The organism is Eikenella sp. NML070372 (genome assembly GCF_001648415.1).
In the GTDB taxonomy this organism is placed as follows: Bacteria; Pseudomonadota; Gammaproteobacteria; order Burkholderiales; family Neisseriaceae; genus Eikenella; species Eikenella exigua.
The window spans coordinates 1-22025 of the sequence record NZ_LXSN01000008.1; the positions used below are offsets into that span (position 1 = coordinate 1).

General features: G+C 56.5%; 24 protein-coding genes. 18 read left to right on the forward strand and 6 right to left on the reverse strand.

Annotation, left to right across the window (positions count from 1 at the left end):
• Positions 1-158: 158 nt before the first annotated feature.
• Both A7P97_RS08655 and A7P97_RS08660 read right to left on the reverse strand, forming a co-directional pair.
• Positions 159-602, reverse strand: coding sequence for a polymer-forming cytoskeletal protein (locus A7P97_RS08655; RefSeq protein WP_067441735.1), 444 nt, complete (start codon positions 600-602; stop codon positions 159-161).
• 45 nt (positions 603-647) lie between these two features.
• On the reverse strand, positions 648-1529 hold the full coding sequence (locus A7P97_RS08660) for a M23 family metallopeptidase (protein ID WP_067441738.1): 882 nt from the start codon (positions 1527-1529) through the stop codon (positions 648-650).
• 195 nt (positions 1530-1724) lie between these two features.
• Between A7P97_RS08660 and A7P97_RS08665 the strand changes: the two genes are divergently transcribed.
• The 3 genes from A7P97_RS08665 (at position 1725) to A7P97_RS08675 (ending at position 6181) form a co-directional block, all read left to right on the forward strand.
• Complete coding sequence (locus A7P97_RS08665; RefSeq protein ID WP_067529253.1) at positions 1725-2354, forward strand: hypothetical protein; 630 nt, start codon at positions 1725-1727, stop codon at positions 2352-2354.
• A gap of 91 nt (positions 2355-2445) precedes the next feature.
• Positions 2446-5925, forward strand: a complete 3480-nt coding sequence (gene smc, locus A7P97_RS08670) for a chromosome segregation protein SMC (protein WP_067529299.1) — start codon at positions 2446-2448, stop codon at positions 5923-5925.
• Positions 5926-5971: 46 nt separating this feature from the next.
• Complete coding sequence (locus A7P97_RS08675) at positions 5972-6181, forward strand: hypothetical protein (RefSeq protein ID WP_067529258.1); 210 nt, start codon at positions 5972-5974, stop codon at positions 6179-6181.
• Positions 6182-6487: 306 nt separating this feature from the next.
• Here the strand turns inward: A7P97_RS08675 and A7P97_RS08680 are convergent, their stop codons facing one another.
• The gene (locus A7P97_RS08680; protein WP_067529261.1) at positions 6488-7129 is read right to left on the reverse strand and encodes a DUF4189 domain-containing protein; all 642 of its coding nucleotides are present in this window, start codon (positions 7127-7129) and stop codon (positions 6488-6490) included.
• Between the two features lie 247 nt (positions 7130-7376).
• Between A7P97_RS08680 and A7P97_RS08685 the strand changes: the two genes are divergently transcribed.
• Both A7P97_RS08685 and A7P97_RS10255 read left to right on the forward strand, forming a co-directional pair.
• Positions 7377-7868: a GNAT family N-acetyltransferase gene (locus A7P97_RS08685; protein ID WP_067449017.1), complete on the forward strand. Its 492-nt coding sequence runs from the start codon at positions 7377-7379 to the stop codon at positions 7866-7868.
• A gap of 48 nt (positions 7869-7916) precedes the next feature.
• Positions 7917-8474 carry an RICIN domain-containing protein gene (locus A7P97_RS10255; protein WP_067529263.1) on the forward strand — a complete coding sequence of 186 codons (558 nt, stop codon included), beginning with the start codon at positions 7917-7919 and terminating at the stop codon, positions 8472-8474.
• Between the two features lie 102 nt (positions 8475-8576).
• On the opposite strand, the gene A7P97_RS08695 is transcribed toward A7P97_RS10255, so the two are convergent.
• Positions 8577-8918: a hypothetical protein gene (locus A7P97_RS08695; RefSeq protein ID WP_067529264.1), complete on the reverse strand. Its 342-nt coding sequence runs from the start codon at positions 8916-8918 to the stop codon at positions 8577-8579.
• Positions 8919-9134: 216 nt separating this feature from the next.
• On the opposite strand from A7P97_RS08695, the gene ppk1 reads away from it, so the two are divergent.
• The 3 genes from ppk1 to A7P97_RS08710 all read left to right on the forward strand — a co-directional run bounded on the left by ppk1 (position 9135) and on the right by A7P97_RS08710 (position 12970).
• Positions 9135-11189: a polyphosphate kinase 1 gene (ppk1, locus tag A7P97_RS08700; protein WP_067529266.1), complete on the forward strand. Its 2055-nt coding sequence runs from the start codon at positions 9135-9137 to the stop codon at positions 11187-11189.
• Between the two features lie 185 nt (positions 11190-11374).
• Complete coding sequence (trmA, locus tag A7P97_RS08705; protein WP_067529267.1) at positions 11375-12469, forward strand: tRNA (uridine(54)-C5)-methyltransferase TrmA; 1095 nt, start codon at positions 11375-11377, stop codon at positions 12467-12469.
• 114 nt (positions 12470-12583) lie between these two features.
• Complete coding sequence (locus A7P97_RS08710) at positions 12584-12970, forward strand: RidA family protein (RefSeq protein ID WP_067529268.1); 387 nt, start codon at positions 12584-12586, stop codon at positions 12968-12970.
• Between the two features lie 11 nt (positions 12971-12981).
• Here the strand turns inward: A7P97_RS08710 and A7P97_RS08715 are convergent, their stop codons facing one another.
• Positions 12982-13413, reverse strand: a complete 432-nt coding sequence (locus A7P97_RS08715) for a hypothetical protein (RefSeq protein WP_156497504.1) — start codon at positions 13411-13413, stop codon at positions 12982-12984.
• Positions 13414-13421: 8 nt separating this feature from the next.
• On the opposite strand from A7P97_RS08715, the gene A7P97_RS08720 reads away from it, so the two are divergent.
• Positions 13422-14234: a symmetrical bis(5'-nucleosyl)-tetraphosphatase gene (locus tag A7P97_RS08720; protein WP_067529272.1), complete on the forward strand. Its 813-nt coding sequence runs from the start codon at positions 13422-13424 to the stop codon at positions 14232-14234.
• A gap of 139 nt (positions 14235-14373) precedes the next feature.
• The gene (locus A7P97_RS08725) at positions 14374-14928 is read left to right on the forward strand and encodes a hypothetical protein (RefSeq protein ID WP_067529274.1); all 555 of its coding nucleotides are present in this window, start codon (positions 14374-14376) and stop codon (positions 14926-14928) included.
• Positions 14929-15129: 201 nt separating this feature from the next.
• Here A7P97_RS08725 and A7P97_RS08730 read toward each other — a convergent pair whose 3' ends face one another.
• Positions 15130-15918, reverse strand: a complete 789-nt coding sequence (locus tag A7P97_RS08730) for an inositol monophosphatase family protein (protein WP_067449001.1) — start codon at positions 15916-15918, stop codon at positions 15130-15132.
• Between the two features lie 67 nt (positions 15919-15985).
• Between A7P97_RS08730 and A7P97_RS08735 the strand changes: the two genes are divergently transcribed.
• The 8 genes from A7P97_RS08735 (at position 15986) to atpA (ending at position 22005) form a co-directional block, all read left to right on the forward strand.
• The gene (locus tag A7P97_RS08735) at positions 15986-16708 is read left to right on the forward strand and encodes a 16S rRNA (uracil(1498)-N(3))-methyltransferase (protein WP_067529276.1); all 723 of its coding nucleotides are present in this window, start codon (positions 15986-15988) and stop codon (positions 16706-16708) included.
• A gap of 105 nt (positions 16709-16813) precedes the next feature.
• Positions 16814-17677, forward strand: coding sequence for a ParB/RepB/Spo0J family partition protein (locus A7P97_RS08740; protein WP_067596350.1), 864 nt, complete (start codon positions 16814-16816; stop codon positions 17675-17677).
• A 174-nt stretch (positions 17678-17851) separates the two neighbouring features.
• Entirely contained in the window at positions 17852-18205 is a 354-nt protein-coding gene (locus A7P97_RS08745; RefSeq protein ID WP_067529280.1) for an ATP synthase subunit I, read from the forward strand.
• Positions 18195-19064 carry a F0F1 ATP synthase subunit A gene (atpB, locus tag A7P97_RS08750; protein WP_067529282.1) on the forward strand — a complete coding sequence of 290 codons (870 nt, stop codon included), beginning with the start codon at positions 18195-18197 and terminating at the stop codon, positions 19062-19064. The genes A7P97_RS08745 and atpB overlap by 11 nt, the downstream gene beginning before the upstream one ends.
• Before the next feature lie 54 nt (positions 19065-19118).
• Positions 19119-19373 (forward strand): F0F1 ATP synthase subunit C, encoded by a 255-nt coding sequence (gene atpE, locus A7P97_RS08755; protein WP_067441789.1) that lies wholly within the window; start codon positions 19119-19121, stop codon positions 19371-19373.
• 54 nt (positions 19374-19427) lie between these two features.
• A complete protein-coding gene (locus A7P97_RS08760) occupies positions 19428-19898 on the forward strand; it encodes a F0F1 ATP synthase subunit B (RefSeq protein WP_067441792.1) in 471 nt (156 codons plus the stop codon).
• Positions 19899-19902: 4 nt separating this feature from the next.
• Entirely contained in the window at positions 19903-20448 is a 546-nt protein-coding gene (locus A7P97_RS08765; protein WP_067529284.1) for a F0F1 ATP synthase subunit delta, read from the forward strand.
• 9 nt (positions 20449-20457) lie between these two features.
• Positions 20458-22005, forward strand: a complete 1548-nt coding sequence (gene atpA, locus A7P97_RS08770; protein WP_067529287.1) for a F0F1 ATP synthase subunit alpha — start codon at positions 20458-20460, stop codon at positions 22003-22005.
• Positions 22006-22025: the final 20 nt, after the last annotated feature.

Genomic DNA, 22025 nt, shown 5'->3' on the forward strand with positions numbered 1-22025 from the left:
GGAAATCCGGGATAGCGGTACAGTGTGAGTTGGAAAAGGAAGTGGGGATAAAGAAACGAGAGAGAAGAGGAGACGAAGAAATGGGTGAGGAATGGAACGAGGAAAGGAGAGAGGCTGCCTGAATGTTTCAGACAGCCTCTTCCTCAGACCGGGCAAGACTATTTATTTGCTAGCTTATCTGCCGGTGCGGCGATGGCTTTTCCCGGGGAGATGCCGGCAGGAGGAAGGGAGGCGTTGCCGGCATTGCGATCCATGCGGATATCGCCGGTGTAAACGGCTCCATCTTCCACTTGTAGGGATTGGGTGCGGATGTTGCCAGTTACGCGAGCGTTGGGCTTGAGGTGTAGTTTTTTCACTTCAATCAGGCCTTCGGTTTTGCCGAACACGATCAGATCGCTGCCGCGGATGTCGCCATTCACCGCGCCTTTGTCGCCAACGATGACGGTGCCGCCGGCTTGCACATTGCCTTGGATTTGGCCGTCGATTTTCACCGATTGCTGGCTCAGGATGTCGCCCTGAATCCGGCATTGTGCACCGATGATGGTGTCGATGGCACTGGTGGAGTTGCTGGGTTGGGAACGGTCTTTTTTATCTTTAAACATGGTTGTTTCTCCGCGGATTGAATTGAAATGGAGTGCCGCGCGTGTTTATTTTGCGAGGCTGAGGAAAGTGGCGGGATCGTGCGGCTCGTTGTTGAGGCGCACTTCGTAGTGCAGATGCGGACCGGTGGAGCGGCCGGTGGAGCCGATTTTGCCGATGAGGTCGCCGGCTTTAACAGTTTGGCCGGGTTGCACGCCGATGTGCGATAAATGTCCATACACAGTGCTGTAGCCGTAGCCGTGGCGCACTTTCACCACTTGGCCGTAGCCGTTCATGGTGCCGGCAAATTCCACTGTGCCGTTGGCAGTAACGCGTACGGGGTCGCCAATGTTGCCGCGAAAATCTAGGCCATGATGAAACTCACTGCCTTTGCCGCTAAACGGGTTGTGCCTGGGGCCGAAGCCGGAGGAGATTCCGCCTTGAGCGGGGCGGCCAAGTGGTACATTGTTGGCTACTTTGAGTAGATTTTCAATAGTTTGGCTGAATTCTGGCGTGTCGGCTGGCGGTAGGATGTTGCGCGGGCCGCCGGCTTGGTGGATGGGCTTGCCTTCTTCGGAAGCGGTAGCTGGTTTTGGGGTGGGTACGTTCGCACCTCGCTGACGTAGGTAGTTTTGCAGATCGGCCACGGCTTTTTCGGATTGGGCGAGTTGATTGAGTTTGGCGCTAACCTCAGCGGAACGCGCTTCTTTCAAGTCTTCGATTTGCTGGCTGAGTGCTTGAGTTTGCTGTTGTTGTTGCGCAAAGCGGTTGTAGCTTTGGTAGTGGTGCCAACCCAACGCCAACAGAGCAGCCAAGAGCGTCACCGTGGCCACGGAAAGGCCGATGACGGTGGGCTTGATAGCGCGCAGCCGTGATTCAGCGATCACGAAAGTTTCGGTGCGGTGTTCGTCCAACACCATCACCGTAACGAGTTTCTTTTGCTTATCCATTGATTTGAATGGTAAATGAGTTGTTACTCAAAATTAGCATTGTATTACAAAATGCTATTGTTTGGCAAAAGCAAATCTATCATTTGGCGGGCTGTTTCTGGTTTGGCAGTAACCTGCTTTCAGGTAGCCTCAGCCTATTCATGGCCTACCTTGCCTGTTTCGCTATACAATCAGCCACTGCATGCAGGAAAGCAAATGGGCAATTTTTTTCACACCATGCGGCGGATGCGGCAGGAAAAACAGCAGCTCGACCGCAACATAATGCGTATTTCGTTTAGCCTACCCGTATTTTGGCTATTCGGCATGCTGCTGGCCGTTGTGTTGGGCATGGGCGCATTGGTAACTTCGGCTGAGTTGAGCAAGCGGCAGCGGCATTTGAACGTAGCCGTGGCTTATACGCACCATGCCGCCGCCGAGCTGCTGCGGCGGCAATGGTATGACGATGACGACAACCTCCACGTGGCCGGCAGCATCCGCACCGCCGAAGGCAAGCAGCTCAATTTGGATTGCCACAACCTGTCCGACCCGTTGTGCCAATATGACGAAAACGTTTGGCAGCGTGAAGAAACCCTATCCGTGCAAAGCATTACCCAAGCTCATTGGCTGAGCTACCACGTGATTACCGAGCTTGCCTACACCAAAGACGGCAGCGAGCGGCACTACCGCGCCGCCTTCAGCCCGCAGGAAGAAACCGAAAACTGGCGGCTGTATGCCCGCCTTTGGACACGCGCCGCCACAGTAGCCGGAGCAGGCTGGCTCTGGCTCAGTATCGCTTGGTATCGGCGCGCTAGGCGACGCAAGAAGGCACAGCAAAAGGCTGCCTGAAACCTTCTTTCTGTTTCAGGTAGCCTTTTCAGGTAGCCCGCCCCGCCGCCTTTCTTTTAAAATACGACATTCCGCTTTTTCATTGTTTTTCATGCGCCTCACCCACATCAAACTTGCCGGTTTCAAATCTTTTACCGACCCCACCACCATCCACGTGCCCGGCCAGCTGGTGGCTGTAATCGGGCCCAACGGCTGCGGCAAATCCAACGTTATCGACGCCGTGCGCTGGGTGCTGGGCGAAGCCTCGGCCAAACAGCTGCGCGGCGAGAGCATGCAAGACGTGATTTTCAACGGCGCCGCCACCCGCCGTCCCGCCCCCCGAGCCTCCGTGGAGCTCGTATTCAGCAATGCCGACGGCAGCCTGCAGGGCGCATGGGGGCAATACGGCGAAATCAGCATCCGCCGCCAGCTCACCCGCCAAGGCGAATCCAGCTACTACATCAACGGCCAACAAGTGCGCCGCCGCGACATCACCGACCTTTTCCTCGGTACCGGTGTCGGCGCGCGCGGCTACGCCGTGATCGAACAGGGCATGATTGCCCGTATCATCGAAGCCCGCCCCGAAGAATTGCGCGCCCACATCGAAGAAGCCGCCGGCGTATCCAAATACAAAGAACGCCGCCGCGAAACCGAAAACCGCCTGCGCGACACCCGCGAGCACCTCCAACGCCTCGGCGATTTGCAGACCGAACTCGGCCGCCAAGTGGAAAAACTCCAACGCCAGGCCGCCGCCGCCGAACGCTACCGCAGCCTTACCGCCGAGCTCAACCAAGCGCAAAACCGCCACGACTTCGCCCAATGGCGGCACACCCTTGCCGCCGCCGACCGCGCCGCCGCCGAACACGAACGCGCCCGCGAGCGGCAAGACGAACTCGCCCGGCAAAACCAAGCCATGAACGATGCCGTGCAAGTGTTGCGCCAAACCGAGCAGCAACAGCAGGCCGAGCAATACCGGCTCAACCAGCAACACGCCCTGCTGCGCGAGCAAACCGCCCGCCTCGAAGAGCAAATCCGCTCGCGGCAGAGCCAACGCCAGCGCCTCGAACGCGAACAGGCCGCCGCTCAAGCCGCCATCCGGAAAATCGACGGCGAACACGCCGAGTTGCAACAGCAGCACGTCGCTGCCGAACAGGCCGCCGAACAGCAGCAGATGCAGCTCGAACTGCTCACCGCCGAAGCCGCCGCCCTCGAAGAGCAACTGCCCGAGCTCGAGGCCGCTCAGCAGCAGGCCGCCGAACAGCAGCAAAGCCGGCACGACGAAGCCGCCCGCCTCCGCCGCGAGCTCGCCCTGAAGCAGCAGCAACTGCAACACAGCCGCCAAAGCATCAGCCGGCTGCAAGAGCGCCAAGCCCGTTTACAGCAGGAAGCCGCCGCCCTGCAAAGCGATGCCGGGCAGGACACCGCCGCCGTGCAAGCCCGGGCCGACACCCTTGCCGCCCAATACCAGCAGGGCGAGAAGCAACTGCAACGGCTCGAAGAGCAAACAGGCTACCTGAAACCCGCCCTCGCCGCCGCCCGCGAACGCGAACAGGAACACGAACGCCGTATCCTCGCCGCCGAAGCCGAGCAGAAAACCCTTGCCGCCCTGCTGGCCGACACCGCCCGCCACAACTTCTGGCAGGGCAGCGAACAAGCCGATGCCCCCGCCCTGTGGCAGCACATCCGCGTGCCCGAAGAATGGCAGGGCGCGCTGGCCGCCGTGCTCGGCGAGCGGCTCAACGCCCGCGCGCTGCCCGCTGATTTCCAGCCGCCGTCGCCGCTGCCCGAATCCCCCGCCGCCTGGTTCGACCGCGAAGCCCACGCCCACCGTGCCGCCAGCCCGGCTCAGGCGCTGATTCACCAAATCCAGGCCGATCCGCCTTTTCAGGTAGCCTTAGCCCACTGGCTCGAAGGCATTTTGTGCGCCCCCGATTTGGATTACGCGCTGGTGCACCGCAGCCGCCTCGAGCTCGGCCAAGAATGGCTCACCCCGCAAGGCCACCGCATCGACCGCCTCGGCGTGCTGCTGCACCATGCCGACGGCGGCAACCGGCAAATGCGCCACCGCACCCGCCACGACGAAATCGCCGCCGCACTGGCCGAATGGCAGCCGCAGTTTCAGGTAGCCCGAGCCGAAGCCGAGAAACTGGCGCAGCAGCAAGCCCAAGCCGAAGCCGAACTGCGCCAAGCCCAAACCGAACAGCGCCGCCTCGCCGCCGAGCTGGCCGCCGCCCAACAGCAGGCCGGCGCCCTTGCCGCCCGCGCCGCACAGGCACAGCAGCGGCGCGAACACATCGCCCAAGAGCAAGCCCAGCTGGCGCAGGAAGCCGAAGAGCTGGCGTGCGCCGCCGAAACCCTGGCCGAAGAAACCGCCGCCCTCGAAGAGAACCTGCCCGAACTGGAAGCCGAGAGCCGCACCCAAGCCGAGCACAGCCAACAGACGCAGCAAGCCCTGCGCCAAGCCCGCCAAGCCGTGCTCGAGGCCGACCGCCGCCGCAGCGCCGCCGAACTCGAAGCCCACCGCCAAACCCAGCAGCTGCAAAACATCGCCGCCCGCATGGCCGCGCTGGTGCAGCAAAAAGCCGATTGGCAGCAACGCCAAAGCGAGCTCGCCCTCACCTACGCCGAAGACAACGAAGACGGGCAGCGCCTGCAGCTGGAAGAATTGGCTGAAGCCGCCTTCACGCTGGAAGAGCAAATCCGGGCCGCCGCCACCGAGTTAGCCGAAACCCAAGAGCAGGGCAGGCAGCAATACGCCCGCCAGCAGGCACTGGCCGCCGAGCTGCCGCAGTGGCAGCAGGCCGCCCAAACCGCCCTGTTGCAGCAGCAGGAAGCCCTGCTCAACGCCAAACGCTTCCACGATAACCTATTGGCGCGCCAGGCCGATATTGCCGCGCTCGAAGCCGAACAGCAGGCAGGCTACCTGAAAACCGACTGGCCGCAGCAAATCGACAGCATTTCCCGCCGCATCCAAGCTCTCGGCGCGGTGAACCTGGCCGCGCTCGACGAATTGGCCGAAGCCCGCGAGCGCGACGGCTACTACCAAAACCAACGCGCCGACCTGCAATCCGCCATCGCGCTGCTGGAAGAAGCCATCGCCCAAATCGACGGTGAAACCAAACAGCGCTTCCAAGCCACCTTCGATGCCGTGAACCAAAAAGTGCAAACCTTCTTCCCCACCCTGTTCGGCGGCGGCGAAGCCAGCCTGCACATGGTGGGCGACGATTTGCTCACCGCCGGCGTATCCATCATGGCGCGCCCGCCTGGCAAGAAAAACAGCACCATCCACCTGCTCTCCGGCGGCGAAAAAGCCCTCACCGCCATGAGCCTCGTGTTCGCCCTGTTCAGCCTCAATCCCGCCCCCTTCTGCCTGCTCGACGAAGTGGACGCCCCGCTAGACGACGCCAATACCGCCCGCTTCTGCAATCTGGTGAAAGAAATGTCTGCCCAAACCCAGTTCCTGTATATTTCCCACAACCGCCTCACCATGGAAATGGCCGAGCAGCTCATCGGCGTTACCATGCAGGAAAAAGGCGTGTCCCGCATCGTGGCCGTAGACATCAAACAGGCGCTGGAAATGTCAACGGATTGATATTAAGTTTCAGGTAGCCTCACGCCCGGCAGAGGCTGCCTGAAACATGGAATCCATCACCGAACTGCGCCATTTCAAATTCCAGCTTACCGGCGAGCCCTGCGACGGCATGCGCAGCGGTGAAGCGCGCAAAAGATACCTGGCAACTCCTGCCAAATCATCCGCGAACGCGGCTTCGCTGATTTGCCTGAGCCGGGCATGTTGGGATAGTGGCGGGTTGCGTCTGGGAAAGCAGGAATGGGAATGGGCTGCCTGAAACCAAGCAGGCTGCCCGCCCCGTGGGAAAGGGTTGGCAACGTAGGCCTGCATTTCCCTTGCCGCCCTGTATAAAAACAGGATTCCGCTTAGAATTGCGCTCCCTGTTTTCAGGCAGCCCGCCCAAGCTTTGAGGCTGCCTGAAAACGGGTAAAACGAGTTTCTGCGAGGCTGAAAATCACCCCTGCCCCTTCTGCACTGCCCGCTGCCTGGTATGAAAAAATGTGCTTTAGCTATAGAGGCTCTTGGCAAGGGAAAGGCTACCTGAAATATTTTCAGGTAGCCTTTCAGCCTCAAACGGCAGGCTTTATTCCTGCCCGTACACGCTGTAATCGTAGCCCACGCAGAAAGCCGTGCCGTTTTTAGTACGGACGGTTGAGTAGAAACATCTATCTTGGTGGTTTTTGCCATGCATTGTTTCGCAAGCCTGCATTGCTTGATGTGCTGCTACCCGGTCATCTTTATGTATGCCGATGAAGAAATCAGAGTCGGAACGCGGGTGGTTGGTGGCACCCACCACCACGGCGCAGGAGTTGCTCAATGTTTTGATAACCCTGCAATTGGAGGTGCGGCATTGCTTGAGTGCCTCTTCCACCGCCCGCTGCTCGGTACTAAAACCGCCAGCCCACATCATTTGGTTGCTGCCGAAATCGTTAGCGATGGCCATATAAAACGGCGTGCGGCGCAGTTCCACGATTTCGGCTTGCACCTCCGCCTCGCGCTGCTCCCAGGCGCGTATTTCGGCGGCGGTGGGGCCGCGGTTGATCGGCTGTTGCCGTACGGCATTGCGCTCGCGTTGTATCCGATCTGCTTCCGACTGCATGATGCCATTAAAGTTGTGCCATTGCTGCGAGCCAACCGGATAGGGGTTGGCATATGCCAAGCCCGCACTGCCCAATAGCACTGCCGCCAATACGCCCGCTGCCGTGTTCATCATGGTTTGCTTCATCTTGCCGCTCCTGTTTGGAAAGGGGGAATAAGGGTATTGCCGATGATCGGATCGTAACAAAAAACAAGATATTGTAAACATCTATCCCGCTGCTTGAAGGCTACCTGAAAAGTGCGCCGTGATTTGAACTGCGTTGCGGCTCATACTTTCAGGTAGCCCCAATTATATCCCGATTGCCCGAGCCAATTGGTTATTCTATTGGACAAGCTATATAATTCCGCCAGTTTCACCGCACTCCCCGCCCGTTATGAGCCTGATTACCCACCTGCGTCCGGCACGCATCCAAGATTGCGAACACATCTACAACGCCCACCAATACGCCGTGCGCTACACCTGCGCCCGCAACTACAGCGAAGCCGTGCTGCAAGCCTGGCTTGCCCTGCTCAGCCCCGACAGCTACCTCGACACCCTCGAAGACGAACGCAAGCTCTTGTGGGTGATCGAATTTAAGCACCACATCCAAGGCTTTTTCCAGCTTAATCTGCAAGAATCCCAGCTCGATGCCCTGTATGTGCACCCCTTCGTGCAGCGCCAAGGCCTCGGCACCGCCCTGCTCGGTCGCGCCGAAGAGCTGGCCTACCAACACGGGCTGGGCATGCTCAAGCTCTACGCCTCGCTCAATTCCGAACAGTTTTACCTGCTCAACGGCTACCGCCCGCTGGGTGAAGCCATGCTGCCGCTCAACCAGGAAATCGGCATCGAATGCCGGCTGATGCGCAAACTGCTCACCGACCGTTGATGCCGGCTTTCAGGTAGCCCACTCCTCCGCCACACCGAAAGAGCCGCTATGAAAATCCCGCTATTCCTGATTGCCCTGCTCGCCCTCCCCGCCTGCACGTATCTCGACGGCCCAAACGGGCGGTTTTTCTCGCTCGATTTGCCCGTGGAAACCACACACACCGTGCACAAAACCGTGCGCGTGGATGCCGCCCCGGGCACCACCGTCATCATGAGCGAAAGCTCCCCGCTCGACGGCTACTACCGCCCCGTGCTCAACAACGGCCGCCGCACCCTGCTGCGCCAGGCCGCCGACAATTCCTGCCTCAGCCTCGAACGCAGCGGCATGCCCACCTACCTGGTCAGCCAGCCCTGCCACGGGCGCAATAACCAACAATTCATGTTCGACGGCCCGCGCCTCAACATCAACGGCCTGTGCGCCGAAGCCACCGGCGGCGCCGGCAGCCCCGTCATCGCCACCGCCTGCCAAAACAGCCGCAGCCAGCATTGGATTGCCGAGGGCAGCCACATCCGCAGCGCCGCCAACGGCCTGTGCCTGGACGGCAGCGGCGGCACGGTGAGCCTGCAATATTGCGATAACGGGATGGGGCAGCGGTTTTACCGATAGCTTGGCTGCGGGTTGCGTGGGAATGGAAAAGGCTACCTGAAAACCTATCGGATGGTTTTCAGGTAGCCTTAATTCTACTATTGCTTAATTGCTGCGGGGCGTTTAGCGCCGGTAGTTGATTTGGATATTGCCGCGCACGGGCGATACGGGCCGCCAGTTGCCGGTGCAGATGGTGGAGCCGGCGCTGGTGTGGCAGTTGCGGTGTTCGGTGTAACCGATGCCGCCGCGGCTGTATTGCTCGGTGGTTTGGATTTCGCCGCCGCCGTATTGGTTGGAGCCGTTGTAGAAATAGTAGCTGCGGCTGGGGTAGTAGCCGGGGTAGTTGTCGTAGCCGCCGTAGTAGTAATCGGCGGAGGGGTTGATTTGCAGGTTGATTTGGGCGCTGGTTTCGGCTGCGGCGGCAGCGCTGAAGAGGATGGTGCAGATGAGGAGCAGGGTTCGCATGATGGGTCTCCCGAAAGGTGGCGGGTGGAAATGTTCGGCCTGCTTCGTGCCCATATCTTGTCTTCGGGCGCAGGTTGGAACGATAATTGCTATAAACTATAGCTGCCGCGCACGGCACTTTGCTGATGGCGGTATAATCATTATAGCGCTAATTCCCTCCAAACAGCTGTTTGTTTACACAGCGTTTTCATTCATTTTTCTTTTTCAGGTAGCCTTATGCCGAACCAGCCTACCATCCTTTGCCGCGAACTGAGCCTGCTGGCGTTCAACCGCCGCGTGCTGGCGCAGGCACGGGACGAGGGCGTGCCGCTTTTGGAGCGGTTGCGCTTTTTGTGTATCGTTTCTTCCAATTTAGACGAATTTTTCGAAGTGCGCATGGCTTGGCTGAAGAAGGAAAGCCAGCTCAACCCGCACGCGCTTTTGGATAACGGCACCACGCCCACCGAAACCATGGCTGCCGCTGCTGCCGAGGCCAAAAAATTAATTCAGGAGCAATATGAGCTGTTTAACAAAGAGCTGATTCCCGCGCTGCGCAAAGAGGGCATTTTCTTTTACCCGCGCCACCAGTGGACAGACAAACAGTGCGCCTGGGTTGAAAGCTATTTCGACCGCGAGCTGCTGCCCATCCTCACCCCGCTGGGGCTCGACCCGGCACACCCTTTCCCGCGCTTGCTCAACAAATCGCTCAACTTCGCGGTAGCGCTTTCTGGCAAAGACGCTTTCGGCCGCGCTTCCGGTATGGCTGTGGTGCAGGCGCCGCGCATTCTGCCGCGCGTGGTGAAACTGCCTGAAGAGCTTAGCGAAGGGCACGGTTTCGTGTTGCTTTCTTCCATTTTGCATGCCTATGTGCACAAGCTCTTCCCTGGCATGGATGTGGAAGGCTGCTACCAATTCCGCCTCACGCGCAATAGCGAACTCACGGTGGATGAAGAAGACCTCACCAACCTGCGCGCCGCCGTGCAAACCGAGCTGCGCGGGCGGCAGTATGGCGACGAAGTGCGGCTGGAAGTGGCCGACAACTGTCCGCCGCATGTGGCTGGATTCCTGCTCACACAATGCAATTTGAGCCCGAACGAGCTCTACCAAGTGGTTGGCCCCGTGAACCTGGTGCGGCTGATGGCTGTGCCCGATATGGTGGATCGTGCCGATTTGAAATTCCCACCATTCTCGCCCAGCCTGCCCAAAGATGTGCGCAAAGACCAGCCCATGCCTGAAGTGCTCAAACAGCATGATGTGCTGCTGCACCACCCCTACCAATCCATCGCCCCTACCGTGCGCTTCATCCAAGAAGCTGCCGCCGATCCGGAGGTGGTGGCCATCAAGATGACGATCTACCGCACCGGCACTCATTCCGACCTCGCCCGCGCCCTGATTGCCGCCGCCAATGCGGGCAAACAGGTAACTGTGGTGGTTGAGCTGATGGCGCGGTTTGATGAAGAAAACAACGTCAACTGGGCGCGACGGCTGGAGAGCGCGGGCGCGCATGTGGTGTACGGCGTATTCGGCTACAAAGTGCACGCCAAAATGGCACTCGTTATCCGCCGCGAAGGAGGCTACCTGAAACGCTACGCTCACCTCGGCACCGGCAACTACCACCAAGGCACCTCCCGCATCTACACCGATTTTGGGCTGCTCACCGCCGATGAAGCCATCACCGCCGACGTGAACGCCATCTTTATGGAAATCACCGGCCTCGGCCAGCCCACGCGGCTCAATAAGCTTTATCAGAGCCCTTTCACCCTCAGTCCAATGCTGTTGGAGCGCATTGATGCTGAAACTGCCGAAGCCCGAGCCGGCCGCCCCGCCCTCATCATTGCCAAAATGAATTCGCTGATCGAGCCCGGCATCATCCGTGCCCTGTATCAAGCCAGCCAGGCGGGCGTGCAGATAGATCTGATCGTGCGCGGCATGTGTACCCTGCGCCCCGGCGTGCCCGGCCTTTCCGAAAACATCCGCGTGCGCTCCATCATCGGCCGCCTGCTCGAACACTCCCGCGTGTTCTACTTCCACAGTGGCGGGCGCGAAGAGCTCTTCATCGCCAGCGCCGACTGGATGAGCCGCAACTTCTTCCGCCGCATCGAAATCTGCACTCCCGTGGAAAGCCCGGACATCAAACAGCGCATCATGCGCGAAGCCCTCACCCTCGCCCTGGCCGACAACCGCAAAGCCTGGCTGATGCAGCCCGACGGCAGCTATGTTCGTGCCGTTGCGCAGGAAGGGGAAAAAGGGCTGGATATGCAGGAAACGCTGTTGAACGAATATCGGCGTTGATGGCACGAGGGTGCAAAAGGCTACCTGAAAGTTTCAGGTAGCCTCTTTAGCAAGGTAGGAAGAGTATTTGCTACCCGCTTGCGATAATCTGGAATCTGGGTTTTGTACAGCCCCCGCTTCGCTTTCAGGTAGCTTCTTCTTTCCCGCTATAATCCTTATTTTTTGCTCCAATCCCCACGCTCCCCATGACCCAGCCCAGCCCTGAATACACCGCCCAGCTGCAACAAAAAGTAGGCTACCTGAAACAGCGTTTTGCCGAATTTTCCCCACCCGAATGGCAGGTGTTTGCTTCGCCTGAAGAGCATTATCGGATGCGTGCCGAGTTTCGTGTTTGGCACGAAGGCGACAACATCAGCTATGCCATGTTCGAGCCCGGGCAGAAGGCCGGTTCGGCCTCTTTGCGCCGGATCGATTCCCTGCCTGCCGCTTCTGCCGCGATCAATGCCCTAATGCCCCGGCTGCTAGCTACCGTGCAGGCCGATCCGCTGTTGCGGGAGCGGTGGTATCAGTGCGAATTTTTGTCTACCCTGAGCGGTGATATGCTGGTGGGCATGATTTACCACAAGCGGCTGTGCGGGCAATGGCAGGCTGCGGCGGCGCGTTTGCAGCGCGAATTGGGCATCATGATTATCGGCCGCAGCCGTGGGCAAAAGCTGGTGTTGGCGCAGGATTTCGTTACCGAACGCCTGCATGCCGACGGGCGCGATTGGCTCTATCGCCAATACGAAGGCGGCTTCAGCCAGCCCAATGCGCTGGTGTGCCAAAAAATGTTGGATTGGGTTTGCAGCGCGGCGGCTGGGCTGGGCGGCGATTTGCTGGAGCTTTATTGCGGCAACGGCAATTTCACCCTGCCGCTGGCGCGTTATTTCCGCCGCGTGCTGGCCACGGAATTGTCGAAAACTTCGGTGCAGGCGGCGCAGTGGAATATCGAAGCCAACGGTGCGGCCAACATCCGCCTGGCGCGGCTTTCCGCCGAAGAGTTTACCCAGGCCTACCACGGCGTGCGCCGTTTCCGCCGCTTGCTGGAGCAGGGCATCGAGCTGGCGGATTATGCCTTCTCTACCGTGTTTGTTGATCCGCCGCGCGCCGGCATAGACGATGCCACCCTGCGCCTGCTGCAGAATTTCAGCAACATCATCTATGTTTCCTGCAACCCGGAAACCCTGCACGCCAATCTCGCCACGCTCACACAAACCCACTGCATCGAACGCGCCGCGCTGTTCGACCAATTCCCGTTTACGCCGCATATTGAGAGCGGGGTGTTGTTGCGGCGGAAATAATCGGTTTCAGGTAGACTTACTTTGTATGCGTCGTTGCCGACTGTTTGGTTTGCCCCTGCCGTTGGCGATATAATTAAGACTCTTTTCAGCAATCAACATATAAGGAGTTCCATTATGGCCAAAACCATCATTCATACCAACAATGCCCCTGCCGCCATCGGTGCTTATTCCCAAGCCGTGCGTGCCGGCAATACTATCTATTTAAGCGGCCAGATTCCGCTGGTGCCTGCCACCATGCAGGTGGTGGAAGGCGGCTTTGCTGAGCAAACCCGCCAAGTGTTTGAAAACCTCAAAGCCGTGATTGAAGCCGCCGGTGGCAGCTTTGCTGATGTGGTGAAACTCAATGCCTACCTCACCGACCTTTCCAACTTCGCCACCTTCAACCAAATCATGGGCGAATACTGCCACGAACCCTTCCCCGCCCGTGCCGCCGTGCAGGTGTCTGCCCTGCCTAAAGGCGTGCTGGTGGAAGTGGAGGGCGTGGTGGTGCTGAACGCCTAAGCATATAGAGGCTACCTGAAAACTGTTGCAGCTTGCGTTTTCAGGTAGCCTTTAATTTGTACATCCAAAAGCCCAGAAAAGGGATATTTAACCACCAAATCATTGGGCTGGCCACTCGCCTGCTGGTGCAGCCGAACGGAGCGCGGTTTTTCGGGGAATAAGGGCTTGCATGCCTGAAGCGGCGCAGCCGCAAGTTGCGAGCCCGCCCGAAAAACCACGTGGAGTGAGGGAAGTTTGGCGAAGCCAAACCTGTGCCCGCAGTCGCCTTTCTTTGGCGAAGCAAAGACAAGGAAGTGCCCAGCGCCGGCATAAGGCGCAAAGGCGAACAGGGCGGGGATGAGGAGGCTACCTGAAATTTGGTAAGTATCCTCAACTCGACAGTCGATTGAGACAAATTTTTCAGGTAGCCACAATTTGGCTGAACTACTAACTTCTGAATCCAATCATCACTATGGCACACTACGCAATCGGCGACCTGCAAGGCTGTTTCGCCGAATTTCAAACCCTGCTGGCACACATCGGCTTCAACCACGGCCGTGACACCCTTTGGCTGGTGGGCGACATCGTCAACCGCGGCCCCCAATCCCTCGACTGCCTGTGCTACATCAAACAGCACGAAAACAGCATCCGAACCGTGCTCGGCAATCACGACCTCCATCTCTTGGCCATCGCTCACGGTCACGGCAAACTCAAGCGTAGCGATACTGTGGGCGACATTCTCGCCGCCCCCGATCGCCAATTGCTGCTCGATTGGCTGCTGCACCAGCCCCTGATGCTGCAACACGGCAATAACCTGATCGTGCACGCCGGCATTTGGCCGCAATGGACGGCCGAAACTGCACAGCAGCGTGCCGCCGAAGTGGCCTCCGCCCTGCAAAGCCGCCCCGATTGGTTTTTTGCCCACATGTATGGCAACAAGCCCGATAGCGACTGCGCCGATAACGAAACCGAACGCCTGCGCTTTGCCACCAATGTGTTCACCCGCATGCGCGCCCTGCACCGCGACGGCCGCATGGATTTCGACTACAAAGCCACCCTGCCCGAAATGCCATCTGACTTCATGCCCTGGTTCCGCGCGCCCAACCGGCAAACCCTTGGCTATCAAACCGTATTTGGCCATTGGTCGGCACTCGGCCTGTATCGCGGCGAGCAGGTGTGCGGCATCGATACCGGCGCGCTGTGGGGCGGCCAGCTCACTGCGCTGGATTTAGACACGCAGCAGATTTTTCAGGTAGCCTCCAAACAGCCCAAGAAGTTTGGTTAAGCTATTGTCTCTACATGATTTAATGTTTGTTAACACGAACAGGCAGGCGGGCAGGGCGGGCTTTTGTTACAATGTCGCCTGTTTGTGCCTGCCCGAGCCCTTGCCGTGGCATGTTTTTCAACCGATTAAGGAGTTACCCATGAACAGCAAATTAGTCATCCCCGCCGCCATCGCCGTATTGGCACTGAGCGCCTGCTCCAGTAGCAAATCGCCGGAAAAACCGGTGCAGCCGCAAACCCAGCAACAGGCACAGCAGGGTGATGAAACCACCGCCGCTATCGGCAAAATCCAAGTGGCCCAGGTGGACAGCATCGATAAAACCGTAGAAGTGCACTACACCTGCCAAGCCGGTAACGGCCAGCAGCAAAAAGTGAGCGCCATGTATGGCATCAAGAGCGATACCTTGGTGGTAACTCAACTGAAAATCAACGATAAAGTTTCCCCCGGCCTGTGGCGCGTGCTCAACGACAGCAATGGTCAACAGCAAAACAGCTACTACAGCAATGGCGTGATTTGGGTAACTGGCAAAGCCACCCCTGCTACCGTGACCCGCACCAATGCCATCGCCTTGCTGCAGGCGCAGAGCGTGGATGACGCCGGTAATCCGGTAAATCCCGTGGCCGTGCTGGAAAACTGCAGGGTAACCCGCCAAGCCGCTCCGGTTCGCGGTAACCGCCCGCAACGCCGCCGCTAAGCTGGTGTAATGAGAATGGAAAAAGCTGCCTTGGCGGGCAGCTTTTTTGTGGGGGGGAAGGCTACCTGAAAGTGTGTGGGCGGTTTCAGATAGCTTTTTTTGTAGCGAATATTGTTCAGGCAGTCTTGCGCTTATCAGAGGCTCTCTAAAACTTTAGCTTCGCAGAAACTTACTGAGTTCGTTTCCAGGCAGCCTTTCTGCCTACTGATTCGCCCGGATCCAAGCCAGCCAGCGGTCGAACAGGTCGGGTTGCAGGCCGGCGATAACGGAGCGTTTGAAAACGTGTTCGCCACTCCAAAAGTCGTCGCCTTCCAGCGTAGCCAGGCGGCCGCCGGCTTCTTCGTAAATCAGGGTGCCGGCGGCATAGTCCCACAGTTTTTGACCGCCATGTAGGTAGAGGTCGTAGCGGCCGGCGGCGAGGTAGCACCAGTCGAGCGTGCTGGCGCCCATGCTGCGCTGTGAGCCGAAGGGGTGGAGGGTTTGCATGCGGCTGGCGAGCTTGCCGGAGCGCAGGTATTTCACTTCCACACCGGCAATGGATTCGTTGAGTTTTTTCGGCGTGAGGCGCAGGGGCAGGGGACGGCCGTTGAGGTGTGCGCCGTGACCGCGTTCGGCAGTGAACATTTCCTGCATCATGGGGTGGAAAATAGCGCCCAGTTGGGCGCGGCCGTGGCGGATGTAGGCCACGGAGAGGGCGAAGTGCGGCAGGCCGTTGATGAAGTTGTTGGTGCCGTCGATAGGGTCGACCACCCACAGCCCGGTTGCGGCGTGCTGCCACATAGCGTGTTGTTCGTCGGCGCTCATTTCTTCGCCCAGCATCGGGCAGTCGATGATTTGCGGCAGCTTCTGGGCAAATAGGGCTTGGGCGTGCAGGTCGGCTTCGGTGAGGCGGGTACCGTCGCTTTTGGTGCTGACGGCGGCGTTGAGAAAACGCGGCATCACGGCGGTTTGTGCCACTTCGCGAACCAGTTCTGCTAAACGGTTGAGCAAAATCTTTCCTTCCCGATGCTTTTCTGATAGAAACGGAATATTAACCATTTTTCGGGGTAAACAATAGATGCCGCGTTTTTATGTTCCGCAAACTTTTGTTGCCGGCGAGGTGCTGAGGCTACCTGAAAATGTGTGCCGGCATATCCAAGTGCTGCGCTTGCAGGCGGGTGCACCGCTGGTGTTGTTTGACGGGCAGGGGCAGGCGGCGGCGGCAGAATTGCTGGAAATTGGGCGCAAACAGGCGCTGGTGCGGGTGGATAAGTTGCTCTTGGAATCGCGTGAATCGCCGCTGGCGGTTACGTTGATTCAGGCGGTATCGGCTTCGGAAAAGATGGATTTTGCGGTACAGAAGGGCACGGAATTGGGGGTGAAACGTATCGTGCCGGCGGTTTCCACGCGCTCGAATGTGCGGCTTTCGGGCGAGCGGTCGGAGAAAAAGGTGCGGCACTGGCAGGAAATCGCTATCTCGGCCTGTGAGCAATGCGGGCGCAATGAGGTGCCGCCTGTGGTGCCGATTGCCGATTTGCCGCAGGTGCTGGCTGTACTGCCGGCCGATTCGGGGGTGCGGCTGCTGCTGAGCCCGCACGATGGTGTGTCACTGCGCAGTCTGCCTCCGGCGCAAAGCGCGGTTTTGCTGATTGGGCCGGAAGGCGGGCTGACGGCGGAAGAAGAGGATTTGGCACGCTCGCAAGGGTTTCAGGCGGTGCAACTCGGTGCACGGGTATTGCGCACGGAAACGGCGGCGCTGGCGGCGTTGGCGGCGATGCAGGCCTTGTGGGGCGATTTTTAGCGGTATGAGCGCTGTGCTAAAATGCACAAATTGACAGTTTTCAGGTAGCCTTCTTCCTTACCTTAGAGGCTACCTGAAAAAATAAATGGATTAGGAAGCAGATAAATGGCAAAACCGAAAAGCGGCCTCGGCGGCCGGGGCTTGGATTCTTTGTTGGCCGGTGCGGTGGGCGACAGCAGCGGCGACAGGCTGACCAGCGTGCCGGTGCGCGACATCAAGCCGGGGCGCTATCAGCCTCGTTCGCAAATGGACGACGAAAGCTTGCAGGAGTTGGCCGATTCGATTAAGGCACAGGGCGTTATCCAGCCGGTTATCGTACGCGAGCACGGCCTGTCGCAATACGAGCTGATTGCCGGCGAGCGTCGCTGGCGCGCCAGCCAGCTGGCGGGTTTGACCGAAATTCCGGTGGTGATTAAGAGCATCGGCGACGAAGCGGCGCTGGCGATGGGCTTGATTGAAAACATCCAGCGTGAAAATCTTAATCCGATTGAAGAAGCGCAGGGTTTGAAGCGTTTGGTGGACGAATTCGGTCTCACGCACGAGACCGTGGCCAAGGCAGTAGGGCGCAGCCGCAGTGCAGTATCGAACAGCCTGCGCCTGTTGGCTTTGCCCGAGCCGGTGCAGGAAATGCTGTTTTTACGCCGGCTGGAAATGGGGCACGCGCGGGCCTTGTTGTCGCTGCCGGTGATGGAGCAGCTTTCCTTGGCACAGAAGGCGGTGAAAAATGGTTGGTCGGTGCGTGAGGTGGAGCGGCGCAGCCAGCTGGCACAACAGGCGCCACAGGAGAAAAAATCGAAAACCGTCAGCCCGGATATATGCTACCTGAACGAGGCGCTTACGGAAAAATTGGGTGTGCGCGCGGAAGTGCAAACTGCCAACTACAAACGCGGTAAGGTGGTGTTGCATTTCGACAGCCCGGAAACTTTTGCAAGACTGATGCAGCAGTTGGATGTGAAGTTGCCTGGTTGAGCAAAGGTTTGCCTGCGGTTTTAGGTGATTGGAAGTTATGCATGTATAGTTTTCAGGTAGCCTTTAATGCTTTGAATATTGATATTGTTTGACAAGAATTAACACTTTTCTTGACTTTGTTGGCGTTTTTGCTTATATTTAAAAAGCTAACATTTAGTGTATGAAGATGGATGTATGGCGGCAACAATTTATCTCCAATTGGTAATCACGGCGATACTTGTTGCTGTTTTTTGGGTGTTTTCTGGTGCGGTTGCAGCTAAGTCGGCAGCACTGGGTTGTTTGTGTTACGCCTTGCCCACTATCTTGGCAGTACTGGTTTTAAGGTTTTTTCTGAAGTTTCCGAAATGGCGCGGCAGCGCATTTTGGCTGGGAGAAAGTTTAAAAATAGTACTGGCGCTCGTGTTGATGACGCTGGTGTTCGTTTTTTATCGCCAACACATCGTGTTCGTTCCGTTTATTGTCGGGCTGGGTGCGGTGAGTCATGCGGTGTTATTGATATTTTTGAAGGTTAAGAAGTATGGCCGGTGAAAGCATGAGTGCAGCCGACTACATCAAGCACCATTTGCAAAGCTTGACCAGTTTGTCGGATGTGGGCAAAGGACAGGGTCTGCAAAATATTGCCGACTTCTCATTTATAAACTTGGATTCCCTTTTTATTGCGGCCTTTTTGGCGATTCTCGGTTCGCTGGTGATGTGGTATGCTGCTCGCAAGGCTACGCCAGGTGTGCCGGGGCGTTTTCAGGCTGCCGTAGAAATCTTGTTCGAGTTTATCGATAATTTGTGCAAAGGTATGATTCACAACGAGCAATCGCGTAAAACAGTGGCGCCGCTGGGTTTGGCGCTGTTTGTTTGGATTGTGTTGATGAATAGCATGGACTTTTTGCCGGTGGATTTGTTGCCGTGGATTTGGCAGCGTGTAACTGGTAATCACCACGCCTTGCTGCGCGTGGTGCCGACTGCGGATTTGAATATTACTCTGGGTATGTCGATTGGTGTGCTGCTTACCTGCTTTATGTTTAATATCAAGCTTAAAGGCTTGGGTGGCTGGATTCACGAACTGTTCGCTGCGCCGTTCGGTATTTGGCTGGCTCCGTTCAATTTTGTTTTGAATCTGGTGGAGTTTTCGTCCAAAACTATTTCTCACGGTATGCGTCTGTTCGGTAATATGTATGCTGGTGAATTGGTGTTTTTGCTGATTGCTATGCTAGGCGGTGCTTGGGCAATGCCGGGTGAAGCAGTTACTTGGGTGGATCCCGTTTTGGCATTCTTCCATGTTTTGGCTGGATTTGTTTGGGCGGTGTTCCATATTTTGGTTATCGTGTTACAAGCATTTATTTTCGTTGCTTTGGCTTTTGTGTATATCGGCCAGGCACATAGTTCCCATTAGTAGTTTGTTGTTTTTTGTAGTAGTTTAACTTCACTTTTAGATAAGGAGTTTCAAATGGATTTGAATAGTGTATTGGCCATCACTTGCGGCTTGATTGTTGCGTTCGGTGCTGTGGCTGCTGCGGCCAGTATCGCATTCGTGGGTTCAAAATATCTGGAGGCTTCTGCCCGCCAGCCTGAACTGATTGAACCGCTGCAAACCAAATTGTTCCTGATTGCCGGTTTGATTGACGCAGCATTCCTGATCGGCGTAGCCGTTGCTTTGCTGTTCGCCTTCGTGAATCCGTTTGCTCCGGCAGTTGCAGGTTAAGATTACACAAACTTCTGACGTTTGTTTTAACCCTAACTGTGAAGGTCGAGTAAAGTGAATATTAATTCAGCTTTAATCATACAGATAATTGTCTTCTGCTTGTTGGTGTGGTTTACCGTGAAGTTCGTGTGGCCACCCATCGCTAAGGCTTTGGATGAGCGAGCCAGCAAAATTGCCGAGGGCTTGGCAGCTGCCGAGCGCGGGAAAAGTGATTTTGAACAGGCTGAAAAGCGTGTGGCCGAACTCATGGCTGAAGGCCGCAATCAAGTTGCTGAAATCATCACTAACGCAGAGAGGCGGGCTTCTCAAATTGTTGAGGATGCTAAAAAACAGGCTTCTGACGAGGCTGCTCGTGTTGCTGCGCAGGCTAAGACTGATGTGGAGCAGGAAGTTAATCGGGCACGTGAGGCTCTGCGTGAGCAGGTGGCGGCACTGGCAGTTAAAGGTGCTGAGCAGATTCTGTGCAGCGAGATTAATGCCGATAAACATGCCCAGTTGCTGGGTATGTTGAAGCAGGAGTTGTAAAACTATGGCTGAACTTGCCACTATTGCCAGGCCGTATGCTAAAGCCTTATTTGAATTGGCGTCTGAAAAAAGTCAAGTCGAACTTTGGCTGGAGAAGCTAAAAGATTTGGCGTGGGCTGTCGGCCAACCTAAACTTGCCACATTGCTGGACGATGCCAGTATTGCACCCCACCAGAAGGCAGATACTTTGATTGGATTACTTGACGGTATCCATACGCCACAACATGTAGTTTTCAAAAACTTCCTGTATGTGCTGGCTGAAGGAGGTAGGTTGTTCGTTTTGCCGGAAGTTTATAACCAATACCAAGTACTGGTATTGGCAAAAGACCATATACAGAAGGCCATAATTTACAGTGCTTTCCCGATGAGTGAAGGACAGTTTGCCAAGGTGGTGAGCGATTGCCAGCAGAAATTTGGCCACAAGCTGGAGGCTACCTTAAAAGTGGTGCCCGAGCTGATTGGTGGTATCAAAATTGAAGTTGGAGATAAAGTTTTAGACTTGTCCGTGCAAGGGAAGTTAAAAAACCTGTATACGGCCATGATAAATTAGGAGAGTTTCATGCAGCTTAATCCTGCTGAAATCAGTGAATTATTAAAATCCAAAATTGAGAACCTGAATGTAAAGCAAGAAGCCAACACCTATGGGGGTGTGATTTCTGTGACCGATGGTATCGTGCGCGTGCACGGATTATCGGATGTAATGCAGGGTGAGATGTTAGAGTTCCCCGGCAATACTTTCGGTTTGGCCATGAACTTGGAGCGTGACTCGGTTGGTGCGATTGTATTGGGCGAGTACGAGCACATTAAAGAAGGCGATCAAGTCAAATGTACCGGCCGTATTTTGGAGGTACCGGTTGGTCGTGAGCTAGTTGGCCGCGTAGTGAATGCGTTGGGGCAACCGATTGACGGCAAAGGCCCAATTAACACTAAAGAAACTGCGCCGATTGAGAAAATCGCTCCGGGTGTAATTGCGCGTCAATCCGTGGATCAGCCGATGCAAACTGGTTTGAAATCGGTGGATTCCATGGTGCCGATTGGTCGTGGTCAGCGCGAATTGATTATCGGTGACCGCCAAACCGGTAAGACAGCTGTTGCGTTGGATGCGATTGTTAATCAAAAGGGTACTGGTGTTATCTGTATTTATGTGGCAATTGGCCAAAAAGCCTCTTCTATTGCCAATGTGGTACGCAAACTGGAGGAGCATGGCGCGATGGAGCATACCATCGTGGTGGCAGCAACTGCTTCCGAAGCAGCTGCCCTGCAATTCATTGCCCCATATTCCGGCTGCACAATGGGCGAATATTTCCGCGATCGTGGTGAAGATGCATTGATTGTATATGATGATTTGTCTAAACAAGCTGTTGCCTATCGTCAAATTTCTTTGCTGTTGCGTCGTCCGCCTGGTCGCGAAGCTTATCCAGGTGACGTATTCTATCTGCATAGCCGCCTGTTGGAGCGTGCTGCACGTATCAATGCCGATGAGGTGGAAAAGCGCACAAATGGCGAAGTAAAAGGCAAAACCGGGTCGTTGACTGCATTGCCAATTATCGAGACCCAAGCGGGTGACGTATCTGCTTTTGTGCCAACTAACGTAATTTCTATTACTGATGGCCAGATTTTCTTGGAAACTGATTTGTTCAACTCAGGTATTCGTCCGGCCATTAACGCAGGTATTTCTGTATCGCGTGTAGGTGGCTCCGCTCAAACTAAGGTTATCAAGAAATTGGGTGGAGGTATCCGTTTGGCTTTGGCTCAATATCGCGAATTGGCTGCATTCTCTCAATTTGCTTCTGATTTGGATGAAGCTACCCGCAAACAGCTGCAACACGGTGAAGTGGTTACTGAATTGATGAAGCAAAAACAATTCAGCACAATGAGTATTGCTGAGATGGCTTTGACCTTGTGGGCAATTAACAAAGGCTTTTACGAGGATGTGCCAGTATCCAAGGCATTGGTATTTGAGACTGATTTCTTAGGCTATGTGCGCACACAGCACACCGATGTGTTGGATCAAATAAATCAGCAAGGCGTAATGAGTGATGAGAACGAGCAAGTCTTGACTGAAGCCATCAATACATTTAAAGCCTCTCGCAATTACTCGGCCTAAACCGCAGAAAAGGAAAAGTC